This is a genomic window from Bacillus sp. FSL W8-0629 (genome assembly GCF_038593225.1).
GTDB lineage: Bacteria > Bacillota > Bacilli > Bacillales > Bacillaceae > Bacillus > Bacillus altitudinis.
In genome coordinates this window covers 2,254,158-2,274,894 of record NZ_CP151975.1, presented here as the reverse complement: position 1 = coordinate 2,274,894, position 20,737 = coordinate 2,254,158, and the positions used below count along the sequence as shown (strand labels likewise).

General features: G+C 40.5%; 23 protein-coding genes. 19 read left to right on the top strand and 4 right to left on the bottom strand.

Annotation, left to right across the window (positions count from 1 at the left end; all coding sequences use genetic code 11):
• The first annotated feature begins 30 nt into the window (after window positions 1-30).
• The 7 genes from NSQ17_RS11700 to pstB (NSQ17_RS11670) all read left to right on the top strand — a co-directional run bounded on the left by NSQ17_RS11700 (window position 31) and on the right by pstB (NSQ17_RS11670) (window position 8,231).
• On the top strand, window positions 31-1,317 hold the full coding sequence (locus tag NSQ17_RS11700) for an MFS transporter (protein WP_008342348.1): 1,287 nt from the start codon (window positions 31-33) through the stop codon (window positions 1,315-1,317).
• A gap of 122 nt (window positions 1,318-1,439) precedes the next feature.
• Window positions 1,440-3,575: a penicillin-binding protein 2 gene (locus NSQ17_RS11695; RefSeq protein WP_035702956.1), complete on the top strand. Its 2,136-nt coding sequence runs from the start codon at window positions 1,440-1,442 to the stop codon at window positions 3,573-3,575.
• A 214-nt stretch (window positions 3,576-3,789) separates the two neighbouring features.
• Window positions 3,790-4,707 (top strand): phosphate ABC transporter substrate-binding protein, encoded by a 918-nt coding sequence (locus NSQ17_RS11690; RefSeq protein ID WP_017367609.1) that lies wholly within the window; start codon window positions 3,790-3,792, stop codon window positions 4,705-4,707.
• Between the two features lie 79 nt (window positions 4,708-4,786).
• Entirely contained in the window at window positions 4,787-5,713 is a 927-nt protein-coding gene (gene pstC, locus NSQ17_RS11685) for a phosphate ABC transporter permease subunit PstC (protein WP_017357999.1), read from the top strand.
• Window positions 5,713-6,597, top strand: coding sequence for a phosphate ABC transporter permease PstA (gene pstA, locus NSQ17_RS11680; RefSeq protein ID WP_007501259.1), 885 nt, complete (start codon window positions 5,713-5,715; stop codon window positions 6,595-6,597). The genes pstC and pstA overlap by 1 nt, the downstream gene beginning before the upstream one ends.
• Before the next feature lie 32 nt (window positions 6,598-6,629).
• Complete coding sequence (gene pstB / locus NSQ17_RS11675) at window positions 6,630-7,433, top strand: phosphate ABC transporter ATP-binding protein PstB (protein WP_008342339.1); 804 nt, start codon at window positions 6,630-6,632, stop codon at window positions 7,431-7,433.
• A 15-nt stretch (window positions 7,434-7,448) separates the two neighbouring features.
• Window positions 7,449-8,231, top strand: a complete 783-nt coding sequence (gene pstB, locus NSQ17_RS11670; protein ID WP_017367606.1) for a phosphate ABC transporter ATP-binding protein PstB — start codon at window positions 7,449-7,451, stop codon at window positions 8,229-8,231.
• Window positions 8,232-8,277: 46 nt separating this feature from the next.
• Here the strand turns inward: pstB (NSQ17_RS11670) and NSQ17_RS11665 are convergent, their stop codons facing one another.
• The gene (locus NSQ17_RS11665) at window positions 8,278-8,778 is read right to left on the bottom strand and encodes an endolytic transglycosylase MltG (protein ID WP_008342335.1); all 501 of its coding nucleotides are present in this window, start codon (window positions 8,776-8,778) and stop codon (window positions 8,278-8,280) included.
• Complete coding sequence (locus tag NSQ17_RS11660) at window positions 8,775-9,122, bottom strand: hypothetical protein (protein WP_003217285.1); 348 nt, start codon at window positions 9,120-9,122, stop codon at window positions 8,775-8,777. The genes NSQ17_RS11665 and NSQ17_RS11660 overlap by 4 nt, the downstream gene beginning before the upstream one ends.
• A gap of 451 nt (window positions 9,123-9,573) precedes the next feature.
• Here NSQ17_RS11660 and rpmG point away from each other — a divergent pair, with 451 nt between their 5' ends.
• The 11 genes from rpmG (at window position 9,574) to NSQ17_RS11605 (ending at window position 19,334) form a co-directional block, all read left to right on the top strand.
• On the top strand, window positions 9,574-9,723 hold the full coding sequence (gene rpmG / locus NSQ17_RS11655) for a 50S ribosomal protein L33 (protein WP_008360061.1): 150 nt from the start codon (window positions 9,574-9,576) through the stop codon (window positions 9,721-9,723).
• A gap of 49 nt (window positions 9,724-9,772) precedes the next feature.
• Window positions 9,773-10,333: a 5-formyltetrahydrofolate cyclo-ligase gene (locus NSQ17_RS11650; RefSeq protein WP_047945468.1), complete on the top strand. Its 561-nt coding sequence runs from the start codon at window positions 9,773-9,775 to the stop codon at window positions 10,331-10,333.
• 85 nt (window positions 10,334-10,418) lie between these two features.
• On the top strand, window positions 10,419-10,883 hold the full coding sequence (locus NSQ17_RS11645) for a hypothetical protein (RefSeq protein ID WP_061419592.1): 465 nt from the start codon (window positions 10,419-10,421) through the stop codon (window positions 10,881-10,883).
• A 102-nt stretch (window positions 10,884-10,985) separates the two neighbouring features.
• On the top strand, window positions 10,986-11,159 hold the full coding sequence (locus NSQ17_RS11640) for a hypothetical protein (protein ID WP_017367602.1): 174 nt from the start codon (window positions 10,986-10,988) through the stop codon (window positions 11,157-11,159).
• A gap of 86 nt (window positions 11,160-11,245) precedes the next feature.
• Window positions 11,246-12,784, top strand: a complete 1,539-nt coding sequence (locus tag NSQ17_RS11635) for a rhomboid family intramembrane serine protease (RefSeq protein ID WP_268360751.1) — start codon at window positions 11,246-11,248, stop codon at window positions 12,782-12,784.
• 70 nt (window positions 12,785-12,854) lie between these two features.
• Window positions 12,855-13,058, top strand: coding sequence for a YqgQ family protein (locus tag NSQ17_RS11630; protein ID WP_008342322.1), 204 nt, complete (start codon window positions 12,855-12,857; stop codon window positions 13,056-13,058).
• A gap of 13 nt (window positions 13,059-13,071) precedes the next feature.
• Window positions 13,072-14,025, top strand: a complete 954-nt coding sequence (locus tag NSQ17_RS11625; protein ID WP_008342319.1) for an ROK family glucokinase — start codon at window positions 13,072-13,074, stop codon at window positions 14,023-14,025.
• A gap of 212 nt (window positions 14,026-14,237) precedes the next feature.
• The gene (locus NSQ17_RS11620) at window positions 14,238-16,157 is read left to right on the top strand and encodes an LTA synthase family protein (protein ID WP_025207626.1); all 1,920 of its coding nucleotides are present in this window, start codon (window positions 14,238-14,240) and stop codon (window positions 16,155-16,157) included.
• An 86-nt stretch (window positions 16,158-16,243) separates the two neighbouring features.
• On the top strand, window positions 16,244-17,365 hold the full coding sequence (locus NSQ17_RS11615) for a M14 family metallocarboxypeptidase (RefSeq protein WP_342467443.1): 1,122 nt from the start codon (window positions 16,244-16,246) through the stop codon (window positions 17,363-17,365).
• A 323-nt stretch (window positions 17,366-17,688) separates the two neighbouring features.
• Window positions 17,689-18,942 carry an MFS transporter gene (locus NSQ17_RS11610; RefSeq protein ID WP_025207623.1) on the top strand — a complete coding sequence of 418 codons (1,254 nt, stop codon included), beginning with the start codon at window positions 17,689-17,691 and terminating at the stop codon, window positions 18,940-18,942.
• A gap of 77 nt (window positions 18,943-19,019) precedes the next feature.
• Window positions 19,020-19,334 (top strand): MTH1187 family thiamine-binding protein, encoded by a 315-nt coding sequence (locus tag NSQ17_RS11605; protein WP_017367597.1) that lies wholly within the window; start codon window positions 19,020-19,022, stop codon window positions 19,332-19,334.
• Between the two features lie 24 nt (window positions 19,335-19,358).
• On the opposite strand, the gene NSQ17_RS11600 is transcribed toward NSQ17_RS11605, so the two are convergent.
• Complete coding sequence (locus tag NSQ17_RS11600) at window positions 19,359-19,532, bottom strand: DUF2759 domain-containing protein (protein WP_003217333.1); 174 nt, start codon at window positions 19,530-19,532, stop codon at window positions 19,359-19,361.
• 160 nt (window positions 19,533-19,692) lie between these two features.
• Here NSQ17_RS11600 and NSQ17_RS11595 point away from each other — a divergent pair, with 160 nt between their 5' ends.
• The gene (locus NSQ17_RS11595; protein ID WP_017357989.1) at window positions 19,693-20,331 is read left to right on the top strand and encodes an MBL fold metallo-hydrolase; all 639 of its coding nucleotides are present in this window, start codon (window positions 19,693-19,695) and stop codon (window positions 20,329-20,331) included.
• 48 nt (window positions 20,332-20,379) lie between these two features.
• Here the strand turns inward: NSQ17_RS11595 and NSQ17_RS11590 are convergent, their stop codons facing one another.
• Entirely contained in the window at window positions 20,380-20,622 is a 243-nt protein-coding gene (locus tag NSQ17_RS11590) for a DUF2626 domain-containing protein (RefSeq protein ID WP_003217440.1), read from the bottom strand.
• Window positions 20,623-20,737: the final 115 nt, after the last annotated feature.

The following is a 20,737-nucleotide window of genomic DNA, read 5'->3' as shown; positions in this document are numbered from 1 at the left end:
ACTATTGTGTAGAAAAGGAGAATGAATGATATGAGCAGATTAAAGAAAATGTTCGGGGACATGGATGTCACAAGAGATTTATTGCTCCTCCTCACGATTGGCGGATTATACGCACTTGCGATTGCGCTTTCGAATACGTTTGTGAACGTGTATTTATGGAAACAGTCTGGGCGATTTACAGACCTTGCGATTTATAACTTGGCGATAGTTGTCCTTCAGCCCATTACCTTTTTATTTGCTGGTCGGCTCGCTAAAAAAATAGATCGTGCATTTGTCCTTCGTTTCGGTGTCATCTTCTTAGCCGCTTTTTACTTAATTGTTCTCATGGCAGGAGAGCAAGCGGCAGCTCGGCTCGTGTTATTAGGCAGTGTGCTTGGAATCGGCTATGGTTTTTACTGGCTTGCCTTTAACGTGCTCACTTTTGAGATCACTGAACCTGAAACAAGGGATTTCTTTAATGGATTTTTAGGAGTGCTTACCTCTACAGCTGGTATGATTGGGCCGCTCATTGCAGGAATTGTGATTTCTCAATTAACGGATGATACAGGCTATACAGTGATTTTCACTTTATCGCTTTTTTTGTTTTCACTAGCGGTGGTGATGAGTTTTTTCCTCAAGAGGAGACAATCAAAAGGAAAATTTATCATTAAGCAAATTTGGAAAGAGCGCCATGCGGACGAGAATTGGCGTAAGATCACAACTGCTCACTTTTTTCAGGGGCTCCGTGAAGGCGTGTTTGTCTTTTTAATCAGTGTCTTTGTGTTTATTGCAACAAACAGTGAGCTTGCTTTAGGCACATTTGGTCTAGTCAATTCAGGTGTTGCCTTTTTTGCCTATTTTTTTGCTACCCGTTTGATTAAGAAAAAATGGCGCAAAAAAGCGATTATGTTTGGCGGGCTTATTTTATACGGCGCTTTATTTTTAATCGTCTTTCACTTGTCCTATGTATCACTGCTTATGTACGCAGTAGCCATTGCGATCGGCTACCCGCTTCTGCTTGTTCCGTATGTCTCTTTAACTTACGATGTCATCGGTCATGCCAGATATGCAAGAAAAGCCCGAATTGAATATATTGTCGTCAGAGAACTATTTTTAAATGCAGGGCGTATTTGTTCGATTGTCTTTTTTCTTTTATCTGTCACCTTACTGGGCGATCGGCTTGGGATTCCTGCTTCACTTGTCGTACTCGGAGCGGGGCACACCCTTATTTATTATTTTGTAAAGGACATTCATTTAAAAGAGAAAACAGCTGATATAGAAGAGGCTGACGGTCAAAAGCCTGTTTCTCAAACGAACCTTATGAAGGGAGAAAGGTAAAATTTCTTACCAATGGAACATCAAATTTCTAGATAAATGATAGAAAAACCGCTAAAATGATGATGGCACCTTTTATACACAAAAAGGGGTGCCATTTCTTTCTTGATAGAAAAGGTGATGTGATGAGAAACAAGAAAAACAAAAAAGACGCGAAGGAAGGGCGCAAAACACTTCCGATCCGGCTGAATTTATTATTTTTAGCTGCGTTTATTATTTTTACCGGTGTTGTGGTCAGACTCGGTTTTGTGCAGATTGTGAATGGAGAAGATTATAAAAAGCAGGCAGAAAAACAAGAAGACGTAAATGTCAGCTCATCTGCTCCGCGCGGAAAAATTTATGATCGAAACTATAACACGATTGTCAGCAATAAAGCGCTAAATGCCATTACATATACGAGAACCTCGACGACTTCACAAGAAGAGCGGCTCAAAGTGGCAACAAAATTAGCAGATATGATTCATGTAAGTACGAAGAAAATCACAGATCGTGATAAAAAAGATTTCTGGATCTTAACCCATCCGAATGAAGCGAAAAAGCTTGTTCAAAAAGAAGCCGATTTAAAGGGTGACGAAAAGGTCTCTGATGATAAACTATACGAGCTCCAGCTGAAACGCATCACAGACAAGGAATTAAATCAACTGACGAAAAAAGATTTGCAAGTGCTTGCGATTAAAAGACAAATGGATGCAGGCTATGCACTTACGCCTCAATTCATTAAAAACGAAGATGTTAAACCAAGTGAAATTGCTTACGTCTCTGAGCATTTGGACGAGCTGCCAGGTGTAGATGTCACAACAGACTGGTCACGCAGCTATCCTTATAAAGGACTGCTCCGCAGTATGCTCGGCAGTGTGTCTTCAAGTGATGAAGGTCTTCCGTCGTCACTGCTTGAACATTATCTATCACTCGGCTACAGCCGAAATGATCGTGTAGGAAAAAGCTATCTTGAATATCAATATGAAGATGTCCTGCAAGGTCAAAAAGAAAAAGAACAAAGTACAACGGATAAAGAAGGCAATGTCACAAGCTCTAAAGTGTTAACAGAAGGAAAGAGCGGAAAAGACCTTGTGCTGACGATTGATATTCAGCTGCAAAAAGCGGTGGAAAAAATCATCGAAAAGAACTTGAAAAGTGCGAAGCAAAGAGGCGGCACAGAACTTCTTGATCGTGCGTTTGTTGTCATGATGGACCCGAGAAATGGGGAAGTGCTCTCGATTGCGGGTAAACAGATTACCAATAAGAATGGGACATACAAATTTGATGACTATGCACTAGGAACGATGACATCATCATATGCGATGGGATCAGCAGTAAAAGGGGCAACGGTACTGACAGGTTATAAAACAGGCGTCCTTCACATTGGAAGCACCCAATACGATGAACCGCTCTATATCGCTCAGTCACCGCCGAAAAAATCCTATCAAAATATGGGACTCATTAATGATTTAACCGCACTAGAACGTTCATCAAACGTGTATATGTTTAAAACAGCGATTGCAATTGGGAAAGGGGAATATCGTAAGAATCAGCCGCTCCCAATTGATACAAAGGCGTTTGATACGTTCCGTTACAATTTTAGTAAATTTGGTCTTGGAGTGGAGACAGGTATTGACCTGCCAAACGAAGCAACTGGCTATCGTGGAACGTCTACACAATCCGGTCTCTTACTTGACTATGCGATTGGACAATATGACACGTTTACACCGCTGCAAATGGCGCAATACGTTTCTACGATTGCCAATGGCGGCTATCGTTTACGTCCTCAGCTCGTAAAAGAAGTGAGAGAGCCAGATCCGCAAAGAGGCATTGGGGCTGTAACAGAGTCCGTCAAGCCGGATGTACTGAATAAGCTCGATATGACAAGTGATGAGATCAAACGCGTACAGCAAGGATTCAAGCTTGTGATGCAGAACCCAAGAGGGACAGCATATTCGAATTTTGGCAACAAAAAATACAATCCAGCTGGCAAAACAGGGACCGCTCAATCATTCTATGACGGCCCGATTAAAAGTAAACGCGGCACACCAACGTATAACACAACACTTGTTGCGTATGCGCCTGCTGATAATCCAGAAGTAGCGATTTCAGTTGTCGTGCCTTGGGTGTATCAAGATTACAACCAGCGCTATCCGATTACAAATGATATTGGTGAACAAGTATTAGACAAGTACTTTGAACTGAAATCAAAACAGGAAAGCAATGATACACAAGCGAAGAACAAAAACAAAATTGAAAATGAAGCAGAAACAAATAACTAGACCTTTTCTAGGTAAAAACGCTCACTTTTTGTGGGCGTTTTTTTATATTTTCTTCAAACTTTTCGATATAAATTGACAAAAATCATAAAAAACCCCGCAATTTCTCTACAAATCTTCGACATTTACAAAACCTTAACATTCCATTTAAACGAAATTAATAAAGAACCTTTAATGTATTACTCGTAGGACAAATTATTCAGGGGGTATTCTTGAAATGAAAAAGAACAAATTATGGCTGCTTACTTTCCTTACTATCGCATTGTTAGCATTCGTCACAGCATGCGGAAACAGTAGCTCAAGCGGAGATTCAAAAGACAGTAAAGGAAATGCTTCAAACAAAGATGAGGCATCAGGTTCCATTACCATCTCAGGATCATCTGCGATGCAGCCTTTAGTTCTTGCGGCAGCAGAAAAATTCATGGATAAACATCCAAAAGCCGATATTCAAGTACAAGCCGGCGGTTCAGGAACAGGACTTTCTCAAGTATCAGAAGGATCTGTACAAATTGGGAACTCAGATGTATTCGCAGAAGAGAAAGACGGAATCGACGCAAAAGCTTTAAAAGACCACAAAGTAGCAGTTGTTGGAATGGCGGCAGCTGTTAACCCTGAAGTTGGTGTCAAAGACATCACAAAGGACGAATTGAAAAAAATCTTCACTGGTAAAATCAAAAACTGGAAAGAGCTTGGCGGGAAAGACCAAAAAATCACACTTGTGAACAGACCTGACTCATCAGGAACTCGTGCAACATTTGTGAAATATGCACTTGACGGCGCGACTCCTGCAGAAGGAATCACAGAGGATTCTTCAAACACAGTGAAAAAGTTGATTGCAGAAACACCAGGTGCGATTGGGTACCTAGCATTCTCTTATTTAACAGATGACAAAATTACACCGCTTAGCATTGATGGTGTGAAACCAGAAGAAAGCAATGTAGAAAGCGGTAAATATACAATTTGGGCATATGAGCACTCTTATACAAAAGGTGAGCCAGAAGGTTTAGCAAAACAATTTTTAGATTACTTGATGAGTGACGAAGTACAAAAAGAAATCGTTAAAGACCAAGGCTACATCTCAGTCTCTAATATGAAAGTAGAAAGAGACGCAACAGGCAAACAAACAGATAAGTAAAAGGTCTTGAATTGATGATGAAGGAAAAGTGGAGCTTTTCACTTTTCCTTTTATGACATTCATAGGAGTGTAGAAAAAGATGAAACAGATAGAACATACAGAAGCGAGCGATCGACTGATCAGCTCGAAAAAAAATAGGCAAATGGATGAAGTAAGAGGAAGTATTTTGGTGAAATTTTGCGCATTCTTAATGATTGCTGTATCAATTGCCATCACAATCTTCCTTGGCATTAAGGGTTTACAATCTTTCATCGTAAATGGTGTAAGCCCAATTGAGTTCTTAACCAGTATCAATTGGAACCCTACAGCAGAAAATCCGCAATACGGCGCATTTCCATTTATCTTTGGATCAATCGCTGTCACGCTTCTATCAGCACTCATAGCAGCACCGCTAGGCATCGCAGGAGCGATCTTTATGACAGAAATTGCACCTGCATGGGGACGGAAAATTCTCCAGCCAGTGATTGAACTGCTTGTAGGGATTCCATCCGTTGTTTACGGATTCATAGGTCTTACAGTATTGGTGCCGTTTATTGGACATTTTAAGTCAAGCGGTTCAGGGCACAGTGTTTTAGCAGGAACGATTGTCCTTTCTATTATGATTTTGCCGACTGTTACATCCATTGCAACTGACGCAATGGCTTCACTTCCAAAAAGTTTACGTGAGGGATCGTATGCATTAGGCGCAACAAGATGGCAAACGATCAGACGTGTTCTTGTACCGGCAGCGCTTCCGACATTAATGACAGCAGTCGTGCTTGGAATGGCAAGAGCATTTGGAGAAGCCCTTGCCGTTCAGATGGTCATTGGAAACACGCGTAATCTACCAGAAAGTATTATGGACACAGCTGGTACATTAACAACCATTATTACGTTAAACATGGGACATACAACGTATGGAAGTGTTGAAAACAATACACTTTGGTCAATGGGACTTGTCCTTCTAGTTGTATCATTTATGTTCATACTCATTATCAGATACTTGTCATCTAGGAGGAAGATTTAATGAATAGCAAAATGACCGATCGTTTTGCCACAATTGTTTTTGGATTATGTGCCGCCATTATTACGGCGATACTTGTTGGCTTATTTTCTTATATCATCTTCAACGGTGCCAAAGAATTAAATTTTGACTTTTTGACTACCCGCTCAAGTGCGATTGGCTCTGGCGGCGGTATTAGGGATCAGCTGTTTAACTCGTTTTACATTTTATTTATTACGATGCTGTTTACCGTGCCTCTTGGCGTGGGCGGCGGGGTGTACATGGCAGAATATGCACCTCAAAACAAAGTAACCGATTTTATTCGTACATGTATTGAAGTGTTATCCTCTCTGCCATCGATCGTCATCGGTATGTTTGGTTTGCTGATGTTTGTTAATTTAACAGGATGGGGCTATACGATCATCGGAGGAGCCCTTGCGCTGACTGTCTTTAACCTGCCAGTGATGGTCAGGGTGACAGAAGATGCACTTCGATCTGTACCAAAGGATCAAAAGGAAGCATCGCTTGCGCTCGGTGTGACAAAGTGGCATACAGTGAAGACGGTTCTGATCCCAGGTGCGATTCCATCCATTATAACTGGAGCAATTTTAGCATCGGGAAGAGTTTTCGGTGAGGCGGCTGCTCTTCTTTTCACAGCAGGCCTTTCAACACCGCGTCTTGATTTTACAAACTGGAGTCCTTTCTCCGATACGTCACCACTCAATATTTTTAGACCGGCAGAAACATTAGCCGTTCATATATGGAACGTCAATACACAGGGGATTATTCCAGATGCAGAGGCCATTGCAAATGGTGCATCAGCCGTACTTGTGCTCTCTGTATTAGTATTCAACTTAGCAGCTAGATGGCTTGGTTCATTTATTCATAAGAAGCTTACGTCAAAATAAATAGTGAGAGGTGTGAAGGGGATATGGTTCAAATGCTAGCAGAAAAAAAAGAGATTGCAGCAAAAAAGGCTCCACTTCAAGCGGAACAGATTCTACAGGTGCAGGATTTAAGTATTTATTATGGTGAAAAAAGAGCAGTCAATCAAATTTCATTTGAAATTGAAAAAAATGCAATTACTGCATTAATCGGCCCATCAGGGTGCGGAAAATCGACTTTTTTACGCAGCATTAACCGCATGAACGACCTAATTCCAGGTGCACGAAGTGAAGGGGCGATCATGTACGAAGGGTTAAATATTTTGGATGACCGTATTAATGTGGTGAATTTAAGAAGAGAAATCGGGATGGTCTTCCAAAAGCCAAATCCATTTCCTAAATCCATCTACAACAACATTACGCATGCGCTAAAATATGCGGGTGAAAAAAGGAAATCAGTGCTTGATGATGCGGTAGAAGAAAGTTTAACAAAGGCAGCGCTATGGGATGAGGTCAAAGATCGCTTGCACCGCTCTGCCTTATCATTATCAGGCGGCCAGCAGCAGCGCCTCTGTATTGCACGTACCCTTGCGATGAAACCTAGCGTGCTTTTATTAGATGAACCGGCTTCTGCCTTAGACCCGATCTCAAATGCAAAAATTGAAGAACTATTATCGGAATTAAAACATGATTATTCGATTGTCATTGTCACACACAATATGCAGCAAGCGTTACGTGTATCTGATCATACAGCCTTTTTCCTGAACGGTGATCTAGTGGAATACGATGCGACTGAACGTATCTTTACACGTCCTGCGCAGCAAAAAACAGAAGACTATATTAATGGTCGATTCGGATAAGGCGGGTGGATTTTGATGAATGCAGTAGCAACTGAAACAGCCAAAAAAGAAGTGTTTCGTGTGAATGATATGAACCTTTGGTACGGACAGCATCACGCACTGAAGCATATTGATTTAGACATTAAAGAGCATGAGGTCACAGCGATTATCGGTCCGTCCGGCTGCGGAAAGTCAACATTTATAAAGACCTTAAATCTCATGGTCAAAACAGTGCCAGGTGTGAAAATCACCGGGGATATGATGTATAACGGTGACAATATTTTAAAAGGCCGTGTCGATCTAGTGGAACTGCGTAAAAACGTCGGGATGGTCTTTCAAAAAGGAAACCCATTCCCTCAATCTATCTTTGATAATGTCGTCTACGGGCCAAGAATTCACGGGGTGAAGAGCAAGCAGCAATTGAAAGAAATCGCTGAAAAAGCGCTTCGTGATGTTGCCCTTTGGGATGAAGTGAAAGATCGATTAAGTGCGCCTGCATTAGGTCTTTCCGGCGGTCAGCAGCAGCGTCTTTGTATCGCAAGAGCCATTGCCACAAGCCCGGATATTCTATTAATGGATGAACCAACATCTGCGCTTGATCCTGTTTCAACATTAAAGATTGAAGAATTAATCATGAAACTGAAAGAGAAATATACGATTGCCATTGTGACGCATAATATGCAGCAAGCGGCAAGGGTATCAGACCGAACAGCGTTCTTCTTGATGGGCGAGCTTGTTGAGGTCAATGATACGAATGTGATGTTCTCAGAGCCAAATGATCAAAGAACAAATGATTATATATCAGGACGATTTGGATAATCAAAAACCCCCCTGGAGGTCAATGCCGCCAGGGGGGTTTTTGATGTTATTTTGTTAAGGCTTTGACAATTTGTTTAAATGTCATACCTGTTTTTAAATTGAATTTGCCGGCACGAATTTCTTTATGGTAGCCTGCGTCTATCACGTAATCATTAAAATCTTTAGACGAGTTGATGATTCCGTCCTTTTCAAGCATGTCTGAAACATCACTTGTGCTCATACCGTTTTTAATCACGAATTTAACCGTTTTGCCTTTTGGCTTGTCCGTTGTTTGTTTATCGTTCTGAGAATCGCCGTCTTCATTTGCTTTCAGCGCTTTTTCTTTATAATCAAGAAGTTGTTGATATGTTTCACGGCTGACGGAGACTTCTTTTTTAGAGTCTAAGTAATTTTTCACGTCAGTGTCTGTCACTTTCGCTGCGAGGGTTTCTTTTGTTGTAGAATCAGCTGCCGCTTCATCTTTTCCAGTAAGGAAAAAGACGATCGCCAGAACACCAGTTGCAAGAATCATACCTGCTGCAAACGTTTGGATGCTTTTTTTCGTCATACAAGCACCCTCTCGTTGTCTTTAATGATCATGTTCACATCTTCTACAGATACATGCTCAGCGCGCGCAATCGCCTCAGGAGACATGCCATTTTGATGCTTTGAAATGATTTGTCTTGCAATAGATGGATCAATTTCTGAATGCTTGCGGACAACGATGTTTGTTTCAAGCAATTCTTCTTCAAGAACCTTCATTTTCTTTTTCAGTTTATAGATTTCTTGCATTGCAGATAGTTGAAGTGTTTCAAGTTCCTGTTCGACTTCTTTAATCGGCTCTCTTTGAAAATATGAGAATGCGATCAGTACAATACTGACAACAAGCAATCCGATAATTGCAATTTCCATGTTTCATCACCTTTTATTCATATTTTAATGCTGAAAGCCAAAAAAGGCTCTCATGATTGTTTCAGACAGTTTTCGACCCTTCTTTTTTATACCATAAAAAAGCTAGTTTCAAAAGGAATTGCTGAAAAAATCACCTTTTTTTCATCATTTTTCTTTTTATAGGGAAACCAAGTATGAAAACCTTGCCCGCTGTTAAAATAAAAGAAGACGGATCAGATGAAAAAAAGCTGTGGAACAAAGAGGGGGTTCTCATGTATACAGTACGACAAAGAACGTGTTTTTATAGGGGAGAAGGCGATTTTTCATCACATGACCAGACAATATGGATCAGGATGCAGGTGGAATGCATTGAAAAATGAAATTGGTGAAAAAACATTCTAGCATTCCTTAGCTAGAAGTGGTATTATAGTTAGGTCTGAATGTGAATTGATTTTAGTTTGGAGGGAAAAACATGCGCGTAAATATTACTCTAGCTTGCACTGAATGCGGTGAGCGTAACTATATTACTAAAAAGAATAAGCGAAACAATCCAGATCGCGTTGAATTCAAAAAGTATTGCTCACGTGATAAAAAACAAACTTTACATCGTGAAACAAAGTAAGCAGCAGGGAATTTTCCTGCTGTTTTTTTATGATGGGAGATGAACCTGTATGAAAAAGGAGCTCCGCCTTCAAACATTGGCCATGCTTGATCAGATAAGCGCTGAAGAGTTCAATCGCCACGCTTCTCTACTTCATGAACACGTGCTGCAGCTGTCAGAATGGAAACAGGCGAAAACGATTGCTTTGACTATGTCTAGGGGAAAAGAAATACCGACAATGCCTCTGATTGAAAAAGCGTGGGAAGAAGGAAAAACAGTTTGTATTCCCACCTGTTTTCCGAAAACAAAAGAGATGGTGTTTTATGAATATACACCTGAAACAAAGATGACATCCAGCTACTTTGGACTAATGGAGCCAGACCCTCTTGAGGCTACAGTTGTACATAAAGAAGCCATTGATTTGATCATTGTCCCTGGGGTGTGCTTCGATCAACGTGGTTACCGGATTGGGTTTGGTGGGGGCTATTATGATCGCTACTTAGCGGACTACCACGGCGTAACCATTGCCCTTTGCTTGTCTTTACAGCAGACGAGGCATATTCCGGCTGAAGCGCACGACATACCGGTGTCTATGATTGTCAGTGAAAAAGGTACGTTATATCAAAAGTGAAAGCCCGCTCATTGTCCAAAAACGGGCTTTTTGTGTTGAGATCGTTTCATTAGCTCATGGCATTTTAGCTAGCAGGAGGCATATATTGAAAAAATTTCGAGGAAAGAAAAGATACTTCCGTAATTTGTGGGAGGAAGTGAATACTTTTGACTTACAACTTGATCATGATTATTGGTTCGATTTTTTTCATACCCATCTTGATTTTTGGGGTGTTGGGAAAAATAGCTTGAAAATAAGAAGAGAGCATATTAAAGCTCATGTCGCCTTGTACAATAGAACACTCAAGCTGCTTGAAGGTTTTGAAAAGCCATATCAAACATGGATTAGTATTTACGAACAAGATCCTGCATTAGACGCAGTATATATCCATACACCAAATCCAAACGATCACAACTTCCCGCATAAGATCGAAGAGTTAGAGTGGAATGGTAAACTGCCTCATACGTTCAAGGATTTGATTGACCTTCAACAATTTGATGTAGCTTATCTTCAAACAGAGTATGGAGAAGAGTTTTATATTCAATCAAAAGAACATGGGATTAGGCTGTGAAAACTGATTAATAAAAGACGCGCCATTGTCAGCGATAAAAATGATGGTTCATGCATAAACAAATCCTATTTAAGCCACGATACGAACATAGGAGGGAATATGATGAATAAAATGATTTGGAGCATTGTGTTCACACTGTTTGCATTCGTTCTTGTGCAAAATCGTTATCGGCTCATGAATTTGATCTTAGGTCAAAACCAAGTGCGTCACTTTTTTATTAAATGGCTGATGAAAATCCCATATTTTCGGACGAAATTTATTCGCCAAGCATTCTAATCCCGCAAAAGCCGGGATTTTTTTGATGAGAAATGCGTATAAGAGTAATTCTTGCTATAATAATGTAAAAAATGGAGCGCGAATGAATGAATGTCATAGATAGTCTATTTTGGCGAGTGATTGATGAACTCAGACAAAAAGGATACGAGATGATTCAAAGTCCGTACCCAGAAGATGAAATCTTTTTTGAAGCACCACGAAACTCAGGATATGATCTCATCCGTCTCTATAGAAGAGATGTGAATTTTAGACAGGAGATCGTTCGAGATATGGAAGAGCAGGCCTTTCGGATGAATCAGTTGAGAGAAGCCATGCGTAAACGTTCTCTTCATCTCCTGCAGCTACAATTTACAGCTGATCATCCAGTAGATGATTGGGAAGACATAAACGGTCAACCGCAAAAACAACAAAAGGTGACGGTGACACCTGTTTTACTGAATGAAGAAACCCTTCAAAACGATGGACACGAGCTGCAAAAATGGCTGAATACATCACTTTCGATTGATGTAGAAGAGGCGAAGGCAGATACAGCCGAAGATGTGATGCAGCTTAAAATGAACGTGCTTCAGGCATTTCAAGATCAGGAAAAGCAGCGTGAACAAGAACGGGCCGTTTTTCAAAATGGCAGACCGATTTTTACCTACTTGTTAATCGCAGTTCAAGTGGTGATGTTTCTTTTACTCGAATTATCTGGTGGAAGTACCAATACAGCCACTTTAACAGCATTCGGTGCGAAAAATAATGTGCTGATTTTAGAGGGTGAATGGTGGCGTTTTGTGACACCTATGTTTTTACACATTGGTTTGACGCATTTACTCTTTAATACATTTGCTCTTTGGTCCGTTGGAGCGGCTGTTGAGAGAATTTATGGTTCAGGAAGATTTTTGCTGATTTATTTAGTTTCCGGCATCTTTGGCTCCATAGCGAGCTTTGTGTTTAATACAGCCATCGCAGCAGGAGCATCAGGTGCGATCTTTGGCTGTTTAGGCGCATTGCTATATTTAGCGATCTCTAACCGGAAGCTCTTCTTTCGTACAATGGGGACAAATATTATTGTGATTATCCTCATCAATTTAGGGATAGGTTTCACTGTATCAGGGATTGATAATGCAGGGCATCTTGGGGGGCTCGCTGGGGGATTTTTAGCCGCTTTAGCGGTCCGTCTTCCTAAACAGTTTCAGCCTGTCAAAATGCTTCTTGCTAGTTTTCTTCTCCTCCTTATTGGCGGCTTTGGATTGTATACAGGGTTTCATTCAGACGATCAAAAAGAAGCGGCGGCAACTAGCGAGGCAGCGAGTTTATTTGATGAAAAGAACTATAGCGAAGCAAGTCAGCGTCTAGAGGAATATGTAAAGCAAAAGGATGCCTCAGCTGAAGCACTTCATATATATGCGCTTTCCGAAGCACAGCTTGGACATCTTGACAAGGCCATTGAGTATTTGCAAAAGTCGCTTGAAAAAGATCCAAATGAGCCGAATAAATTGTATCACTTATCGTTGTTGTATGTAGAAAAAGGCGAGACAGCGGAAGCAGACGACTTCATCGAAAAAGCATTAAAACAAGATCCGCAAAATGACCAATTTTTAAAGTTGAAACAATATATTGAAAACACTCAAACACGTTGAATGACTTGACTGAAAGCGTATTTATGAATACGCTTATCCTATCTGTTGATTTAGAGAAATGGTGAAAATAATGAAAACGTTATATGATGTACAGCAGCTGCTCATGAGATTTGGAAATTACGTGTATTTCGGAGATCGTGAAGTGGAATTAGAATTTATGGCAGATGAATTGAAGGAAATGTACACATCGGGCATCATCGATCGAACTGAATGGTCAAACGCAATGACCATCCTTCAAATGGAACTAGCCAAATTAAATCGAAAAACAATGTGAAGGTGGAGGACATATGACAGGGGATTGGTTTGTAGGAGTTGATCTTGGCGGTACGACAATTAAGCTTGCGTTTATTAATCTTTATGGTGAAATTCAGCATAAGTGGGAGATTCCTACGGATAAATCTGGGCAGACAATTACAGTCGACATTGCCAAGTCAATTGACCATAAACTAGTTGAGATCAGCATGCCGAAATCAGCCCTAATTGGGATCGGTATGGGGGCACCTGGACCAGTGGATAAAGTATCCGGAATTGTCTATAAAACAACGAATCTGGGCTGGACAAACTATCCCTTGAAAGACCATTTAGAGGCAGAGACAGGACTTCCATCTGTCATCGAAAATGATGCGAACATTGCTGCACTCGGTGAAATGTGGAAGGGTGCAGGTGATGGCGCCAAAAACATCCTGATGGTTACACTGGGCACAGGGGTTGGCGGCGGTATTATTGTCAATGGAGAAGTGGTTCAAGGCGAAACAGGTGCTGGTGGAGAAATTGGTCATATTTGTGCCGTTCCATTTCAAGGAGCACCATGTAACTGCGGGAGAACAGGCTGTATTGAAACCATTGCGTCTGCCACAGGTATCGTCCGAATCGCAAAAGATACATTACAAACAAAGAGCCATACATCATCACTTGGCTCACTTACTTCGCTGTCTGCAAAGGATGTATTTGAGGCAGCAGAAAACGGAGACGAACTTGGGATGCATGTCGTAGATGAAGTAACAACCCATCTTGGTCTTGTCCTTGCGAATCTAGCCAGTGCCTTAAACCCAACGAAAATCGTCATTGGCGGCGGTGTATCTAAAGCGGGCGAGCTTCTTCGCAGTAAAGTAGAGCGTGTCGTCAAGCATCATGCCTTTCCTCCATGTGCTGAGGATGTTGAAGTGGTGATTGCCTCACTAGGAAACGATGCAGGCGTGATCGGCGGTGCATGGATGGCAAAAAACAAGTGGCTGTCTTGAACAAAAATGTCATAATGATGTCATTTTTATTAAAATCAGCGATAGATAGGCATGAAATTGAATGTTTAGCATATTCATAAGTTTGTCATGGGGAAAAAGACATTGATTTTCCATCATAGACAGGATAAGATATACTTTAGTTATTTTTGAAGAAGCACCAATAATTGGGGATGTCCCTAACCTGAGTGCGTTTTTAGCATAAGGAGGTTACAATGCGAAAGAAAAGATTAAAGGCGATTTCATTTTTACTGATTGCGACTTTGTTAATGTGGGTGAAAACCTATGTTATCTATAAATCTAGTTTTAATATCAAAATTGAAAATTTCATGCAGGAATTTATCCTGTTTATTAATCCGCTTAGCTTTCTCTTGTTTATCTTCGGTATCGGTTTATTCTTTAAAGAAAAAAATCGCAATCGATATATCATCGTGACGAGTTTTGTTCTGACATTTATTTTGTTAGCTAACATTGTATTTTATCGATTCTACAGTGATTTTCTAACCATCCCCGTCCTATTTCAAACAAACAATATGGGTGACCTCGGGTCAAGTATTACCTCTTTAATTGAACCAGTTGATTTTCTGATGTTTGTTGATATCATCATTTTAATTTGGCTCTATAAAAAACAGCCTTCCTTTAGAACAGATGTAACGATTTCACGTAAGGGACGTGCAGCTTATTATTTATTTGTGGCAGCCACTTTCTTTTTTAACCTTGGTTTGGCTGAAACAGAAAGACCAGAGCTGTTAACTCGTTCATTTGACCGTGAGATGCTAGTGAAAAACATCAGCTTATATAACTTCCATATTTATGATGGGGTTCTGCAATCGAAGCAATCCGCTCAGCGAGCACTTGCCGACAGCAATAGCTTAACTGAAATTGAAAACTATGTAAGCGCAAATCAAACAGACCGTAATGAAAAGACGTTTGGTCAAGCAAAAGGACGAAATGTCATTTTAGTATCGCTTGAGTCTACTCAGAGCTTTGTGATCAATGAAAAATTGAATGGGAAAGAGATCACGCCGTTCTTAAACAAATTGATCAAGAAAAGCTACAATTTCAGTAATTTCTATCATCAAACGGGTCAAGGGAAAACATCCGACTCAGAGTTTATTGTTGATAATTCACTCTATCCGCTTGGAAGAGGAGCTGTATTTTTCACAAATCCAAGCAACGAGTTCAAAGCCGCACCTGAGTTGTTAAAAGAGGAAGGTTATCATTCTTCTGTTATTCATGCGAATAACAAAAGTTTCTGGAACCGTGACCTGATCTATGACAGCTTTGGCTACGACAAATTTTTTGATATTAAATCATTCGATGTAAATGAAGAAAATTCAGTTGGCTGGGGACTAAAAGATGGTCCGTTTTTTGAGCAGTCAGTAGATTTAATGAAAACGATCCCGCAGCCGTTCTATACGAGATTGATTACATTAACGAACCATTTTCCATTTGACTTAGATGAAGAAGATAAGCTCATTGATGAATATGACTCAAAGAGCAAAACGTTGAACAAATACTTCCCTACAGTGCGTTATCAAGATGAGGCACTAAAGCTTTTCTTTAAAAAAATGAAGGAAGCAGGGTTATACGATAATTCCATTTTTGTGTTATATGGTGATCACTACGGGATTTCTGAAAACCATAACGAAGCAATGGGACAATTCTTAAACAAAGACATTACACCTTTTGAAGAAGTTCAGCTTCAAAAAGTACCATTTGTTGTACACATTCCTGGTATCACGGATAAACATCCAAAAGAGATTGATACAGTTGGCGGGCAAGTAGATATCCGTCCAACAGTCATGAACCTTCTAGGAATCGATACAAGCAAGCAAATTCAATTTGGTCATGACCTATTATCAAAAGATACAAATGACTTCACAGTGCTTCGAGATGGAAGTTTTATTACGAAGGACAGTGTTTTTACAGCTGGTGTGTGCTACAACAAAGAAACGGGTGAGCCGAGAGAAGATGAGTCTGGTTGTCAGTCTTATGAAGAAAAGGCAAAACAAGAGCTTCAATTCTCTGATCAAATTATCTATGGAGATCTCCTTAGATTTTATGACCGAAACAACTCGGACCATTCACCATCTAAAAAAGAAGATGACACTGAGCTAAAAAAGGCGTCTTAATTTAAAAGAAAACCTCTGCTATTTACATGCAGAGGTTTTCTTTTTTTACTTACTGGTTCATATAGTGTGAGAGGGGAGGGATGTAAATGAAAAAGTCGTTTGGCACAATTGAATGGCATCTGGATGAGGCAAGGAAGGAGGATGTGGCAAAGCAGCTTGGTATAGGGAAAGAAGCTTTCCGTTTGTCCAACCAGTCAAATACGGAGCACCTCCTTTTACCGGGGTATAGACTTCCAGAAGGGACCCATTCATTTCAATCGGTAGGTGAGGTGCAAAGCTTCATTGCGCCTTACCGGCTCCAGCAATCAGATGATTGGATCAGCGGAACATTTGAATATGATAGCGCTCACTTAGAACGGGAGCTTCAATATTTGAAAGCTGTTTTTCCTTTTCTTCAGATGAGTGTGATTGGTCAATCAGTGCTTGATAGACCCATTTATGAAATCCGTACGGAGCCTTTACAACATTTACATTCCATACATGTTAATGCCTCTTTTCATGCAAATGAATGGATCACGACCTCTGTTTTATTAAAATGGCTTAAATCACTTTGTTTAGCGGCCTCGGACCCAGTGCAAGCAAGACATCATGAAGCGGTTCGTATATTGCAGACCACTGCTTTGTCTATTGTCCCGATGGTAAATCCAGACGGTGTTGATTTGGTTCGCAATGGTCCAGAATCTTTAGGGTTGTGCCGTGAGGAGTTCGCGCCGCTAAATGGTGGATTTTCCGATTATCGAGAATGGAAGGCGAATATTCGAGGAATTGATTTAAACAATCAATTTCCTGCTTATTGGGAAATCGAATATTATCGTAATAAGCCGAAGGCACCGTCTTATAGGGATTTCCCAGGGCATCAGCCGTTAACAGAACCAGAAGCGAAAGCAATGGCACATCTCGCCTTACGAAAACGCTTTGACCGGCTGATTGCCCTTCATACACAAGGAGAAGAGATATACTGGGGTTTTCTTGGCCACGAACCGGCCATTTCAAAAGAGACGGTCGAACGGTTAGAACGGGTGAGCGGTTACAAAGCGATTCAATATCTTGATAGCTATGCAGGTTATCGTGATTGGTTTATTTATCAATGTAAAAGTGAGGGATATACGGTGGAACTTGGGCGAGGAAAGAACCCGCTTTCTATGAGTCAATTTGATTCGATCTATGAAAAAACAAAGCGGTTATTGTGGGAAGCATGTAAGTATTAAAAGCACCTAATCGGTGCTTTCAGCGTGTAGACAAACCCTCGCATTCTTTGTCAGTCCTGCGTGCCGGTGCTCACGAAAGGGAAATTCGCTCCGCGCCAGTACTCATCCTTCCTAGGGTTGCAAAGGTTTTCTATCACACTGAAAAGAAGACAAAGGGCTAAAATTAAGTTCATTTTCGCCCTTTGTCAACAATCATTTTCAAACCAATCAATTTCTTATGGTCAATAAAAACCGTGCTGATGTGATTGACGAGAGCATTCCTGTAAGCTATTGTGAAAGAGTGGATGTAAAAAAAAGGATATGAATTAGGGAGATGTCGATGATTGAATGCTCAAAGCCTGTGGAAACGGAATTTTACTTATCTATTTGTTTCTAAAATGTGTAAAATTACTGCTGATAGTTTATCTTTTAACACCATTTTGTGGCTTTTAGTGCTAGGGGGAAAAGGAGCAATTGGAACAGCATTTTTTATTGCCGTTAGTTTTGTCCCTCAAGCCATTATTGGGCCGTTTATTACCCCAATGATGAAGCCGCATCAATTGAAATTTTGGATGTGCTTTGCTGATTTAACTCGGGCGGCGATTATACTTGTGATTGTGGTCAGTTACTTTTATGATTTTTCTCCTTTGGCACTCATCATTGGCGGTATGTTGCTGCATTCAGCGACTGGTGGTTCCTATGAACCAGCTTCGGTGTCCATTATTCCAAAGCTTGTGCATGAAGATGTGATACAAAAGGCGAATGCAACCATTCAATCAGCCAGTCATGTGGTCAGGCTTGTGACTGTGACGATTTGTGGTGTCATGATTGCATTTGTAGGGGTAGGATATACAATGCTTGTGATTATTCCTCTTTACCTCATGTCCGCTTTGCTGGTTTTGCTGATTACATATAAAACGGAAGCGATCATGGATAAAGGAAAAAAAGGATTATCATACGGAAAACGATTAATAAGAGGATTTTCACTTGTGAAAAGTCATCATATTTTGTTTCCATTAGCCATTTTTTGTGTCTGCTCCAATTTTGCTGCGGCACCGTGGGAGGCATTGTCGGTTATTTATTTAACAGAAGATTTACATAGTGGACCAGTAGTATATTCATTCATCAAAGTGACCACGGCATTAGGTGCATTTTTGATGGGATTCGTTTTAACAAAGGTGAAAGTGAATCGATACGGTCTGTTGTTTATCGGGGCAGGGATCGTTGATGGAATTGCATTTTTCATTACAGGGATGAATGCCTTATTACCACTTGTGTTTATATCTGCATTTGCCTTAGGTGCAGCCATCAGTGCAGTCAATGTACCTGAACATACAATGATTCAATTGTCAGTAAAAGCGGAGGATCAGCCACAAGTGTATGCGATTATTAACATGATCTCTTATTTAATGATACCGTTAGGCGCTCTCATTGGTGGTTATATGGCGACGTTATTCGGTTCAGGTTATGTCATTGCAGCAGGAGGACTGATAGAGGCTATTTCAGGTATATGCTTGCTCCTTTTCACAAATATTGGGAAGGTAGAGAGAGCAGATTTGACGATAGAACGGGACAAACCAAGCTTACACGCCACATGATGATGGCATTTTTGAATCGCGATGGGTTACAATGAGAACGAGAAAGAAATTGGATGTCATTGAAAGGAGCAAGAACCATGGCGATAGCAGATGTCACCATCATTCCAATAGGCACTGAGACACCAAGCGTGAGTGCATATGTAGCAGACGTACAAAGATTGTTAGAGGGCTTTCAACAAGAAGGGAAAATCAAATATCAGCTCACACCAATGAATACATTAATTGAAGGGGAGCTATCCGTTTTATTTGAGGTCATTCAGCGTATTCATGAAGCTCCATTTGAAAAGGGTTTACACCGAGTAGCAACCAATATCCGCATAGATGACAGAAGAGATCAAACGACCACCCTTTCAAGCAAATTAGAAAGCGTGAATAAACATTTGAATCAATAGAAAAAGCCTGCTAATTGCAGGCTTTTAATGTGCAGTTGGATAACCGCTATAGATGATGGTCATGACGGTAAACCATCCAAAAACCAAAAATGTGGCGCCAGCGAAAGCAATGGCCAGTACGTTCACTTTTTTGAGTGAGCGATAGATGCCGAGAGCGGCTAAAATCGTGACTAGACCAAAAATAATGACGAGCATCATATGAAAGTCCCCCTTTGTCATCAATCCCCTTGATTTCCTTTCTTTTCATTTTAACCGTTTTCATAAAGCTTGTCGAGTACATTCAAGTTGACGATTGTTTGAATTTTTATTGAATAGCCTTCATAATAAAAAAGAATGAAAAAAGTAGTAGGTGATGAAAATGAATTGGAGAAGAATGCCGCTAGGCTATGTGCAAGCGAACGCATATATTTGGAAAAATGAACAGGGAGAATGTTTAATTTTTGATCCAGGCGGCGAAGCGCAAAAGCTAATTTCTTATGTGAAAGAAAAACAGCTGAAACCACTTGCTGTCTTATTGACACATGCCCATTTTGATCATATTGGTGCAGCAGATGAGGTGCGTCAAGAATGGGGAATTCCGCTTTATGTCCATGAAAAGGAAAAAGAATGGCTGACAAATGCTCAGCTAAACGGTTCAGCTCGACTAATTGGTAACGGAATTACGGTCAAAGAAGCTGAACAATTGATTACGTCAGAAGGACCTCTTCAAATTGGATCGTTTACATTAGAAATGTTCCACACACCAGGTCATTCACCTGGCAGTGTGTCTTACTATTCAGCGGAAGAGGGATTTGTGATTTCTGGTGATACTTTATTCCAAGGCGGTATCGGGAGAACTGATTTAACGGGCGGTAATCAAGACGTGCTGCTTCAATCGATACATGACAAATTGTTGTCATTGCCAGAATCAACTCTTGTGTTAAGTGGACATGGCGAGGAAACAACTGTGCTTACAGAACAGGAGCAAAATCCGTTTATCAATGGGTTTTCTTTATAATAGCACGCACGAAAAAAGCATCTCTTTCAAAGGAGATGCTTTTTTCTATTAATGTCCGGTACCGGGAACCATGATGAAAATCGAATAATATGTAAATCCGGCAAAGAAAATCGTCAAGTACGCTCCGAAAATGTAAATATACATTCTTTCGGATAAATTCAAGTAGGATAAAAATACAAAAAGAACGGTTTGACCGAAGAACAGCAAGGATGCATCTTTCATATGTCCTAAATAGAACATGACAGCAAAAATACCCGTCCAAAACCCAAGAACGCGGAACATGCGATTCATTTCTTTCCCTCCCCTTAAAAAACCCCTTTGATTCATATTATAGCTGATGATCACTTGTTATGTAAACATTTACATTTTTGACAACGTGTGAACATTCGTTCTTTCGTTAGAAAAA

What these genes read in the sequence shown, in the direction of transcription:
- NSQ17_RS11700 (WP_008342348.1), top strand. Translation starts at nt 31, where the DNA reads ATGAGCAGATTAAAGAAAATGTTCGGGGACATGGATGTCACAAGAGAT.
- NSQ17_RS11695 (WP_035702956.1), top strand. Translation starts at nt 1,440, where the DNA reads ATGAGAAACAAGAAAAACAAAAAAGACGCGAAGGAAGGGCGCAAAACA.
- NSQ17_RS11690 (WP_017367609.1), top strand. Translation starts at nt 3,790, where the DNA reads ATGAAAAAGAACAAATTATGGCTGCTTACTTTCCTTACTATCGCATTG.
- pstC (WP_017357999.1), top strand. Translation starts at nt 4,787, where the DNA reads ATGAAACAGATAGAACATACAGAAGCGAGCGATCGACTGATCAGCTCG.
- pstA (WP_007501259.1), top strand. Translation starts at nt 5,713, where the DNA reads ATGAATAGCAAAATGACCGATCGTTTTGCCACAATTGTTTTTGGATTA.
- pstB (WP_008342339.1), top strand. Translation starts at nt 6,630, where the DNA reads ATGCTAGCAGAAAAAAAAGAGATTGCAGCAAAAAAGGCTCCACTTCAA.
- pstB (WP_017367606.1), top strand. Translation starts at nt 7,449, where the DNA reads ATGAATGCAGTAGCAACTGAAACAGCCAAAAAAGAAGTGTTTCGTGTG.
- NSQ17_RS11665 (WP_008342335.1), bottom strand. Translation starts at nt 8,778, where the DNA reads ATGACGAAAAAAAGCATCCAAACGTTTGCAGCAGGTATGATTCTTGCA.
- NSQ17_RS11660 (WP_003217285.1), bottom strand. Translation starts at nt 9,122, where the DNA reads ATGGAAATTGCAATTATCGGATTGCTTGTTGTCAGTATTGTACTGATC.
- rpmG (WP_008360061.1), top strand. Translation starts at nt 9,574, where the DNA reads ATGCGCGTAAATATTACTCTAGCTTGCACTGAATGCGGTGAGCGTAAC.
- NSQ17_RS11650 (WP_047945468.1), top strand. Translation starts at nt 9,773, where the DNA reads ATGAAAAAGGAGCTCCGCCTTCAAACATTGGCCATGCTTGATCAGATA.
- NSQ17_RS11640 (WP_017367602.1), top strand. Translation starts at nt 10,986, where the DNA reads ATGAATAAAATGATTTGGAGCATTGTGTTCACACTGTTTGCATTCGTT.
- NSQ17_RS11635 (WP_268360751.1), top strand. Translation starts at nt 11,246, where the DNA reads ATGAATGTCATAGATAGTCTATTTTGGCGAGTGATTGATGAACTCAGA.
- NSQ17_RS11630 (WP_008342322.1), top strand. Translation starts at nt 12,855, where the DNA reads ATGAAAACGTTATATGATGTACAGCAGCTGCTCATGAGATTTGGAAAT.
- NSQ17_RS11625 (WP_008342319.1), top strand. Translation starts at nt 13,072, where the DNA reads ATGACAGGGGATTGGTTTGTAGGAGTTGATCTTGGCGGTACGACAATT.
- NSQ17_RS11620 (WP_025207626.1), top strand. Translation starts at nt 14,238, where the DNA reads ATGCGAAAGAAAAGATTAAAGGCGATTTCATTTTTACTGATTGCGACT.
- NSQ17_RS11615 (WP_342467443.1), top strand. Translation starts at nt 16,244, where the DNA reads ATGAAAAAGTCGTTTGGCACAATTGAATGGCATCTGGATGAGGCAAGG.
- NSQ17_RS11605 (WP_017367597.1), top strand. Translation starts at nt 19,020, where the DNA reads ATGGCGATAGCAGATGTCACCATCATTCCAATAGGCACTGAGACACCA.
- NSQ17_RS11600 (WP_003217333.1), bottom strand. Translation starts at nt 19,532, where the DNA reads ATGATGCTCGTCATTATTTTTGGTCTAGTCACGATTTTAGCCGCTCTC.
- NSQ17_RS11595 (WP_017357989.1), top strand. Translation starts at nt 19,693, where the DNA reads ATGAATTGGAGAAGAATGCCGCTAGGCTATGTGCAAGCGAACGCATAT.
- NSQ17_RS11590 (WP_003217440.1), bottom strand. Translation starts at nt 20,622, where the DNA reads ATGAATCGCATGTTCCGCGTTCTTGGGTTTTGGACGGGTATTTTTGCT.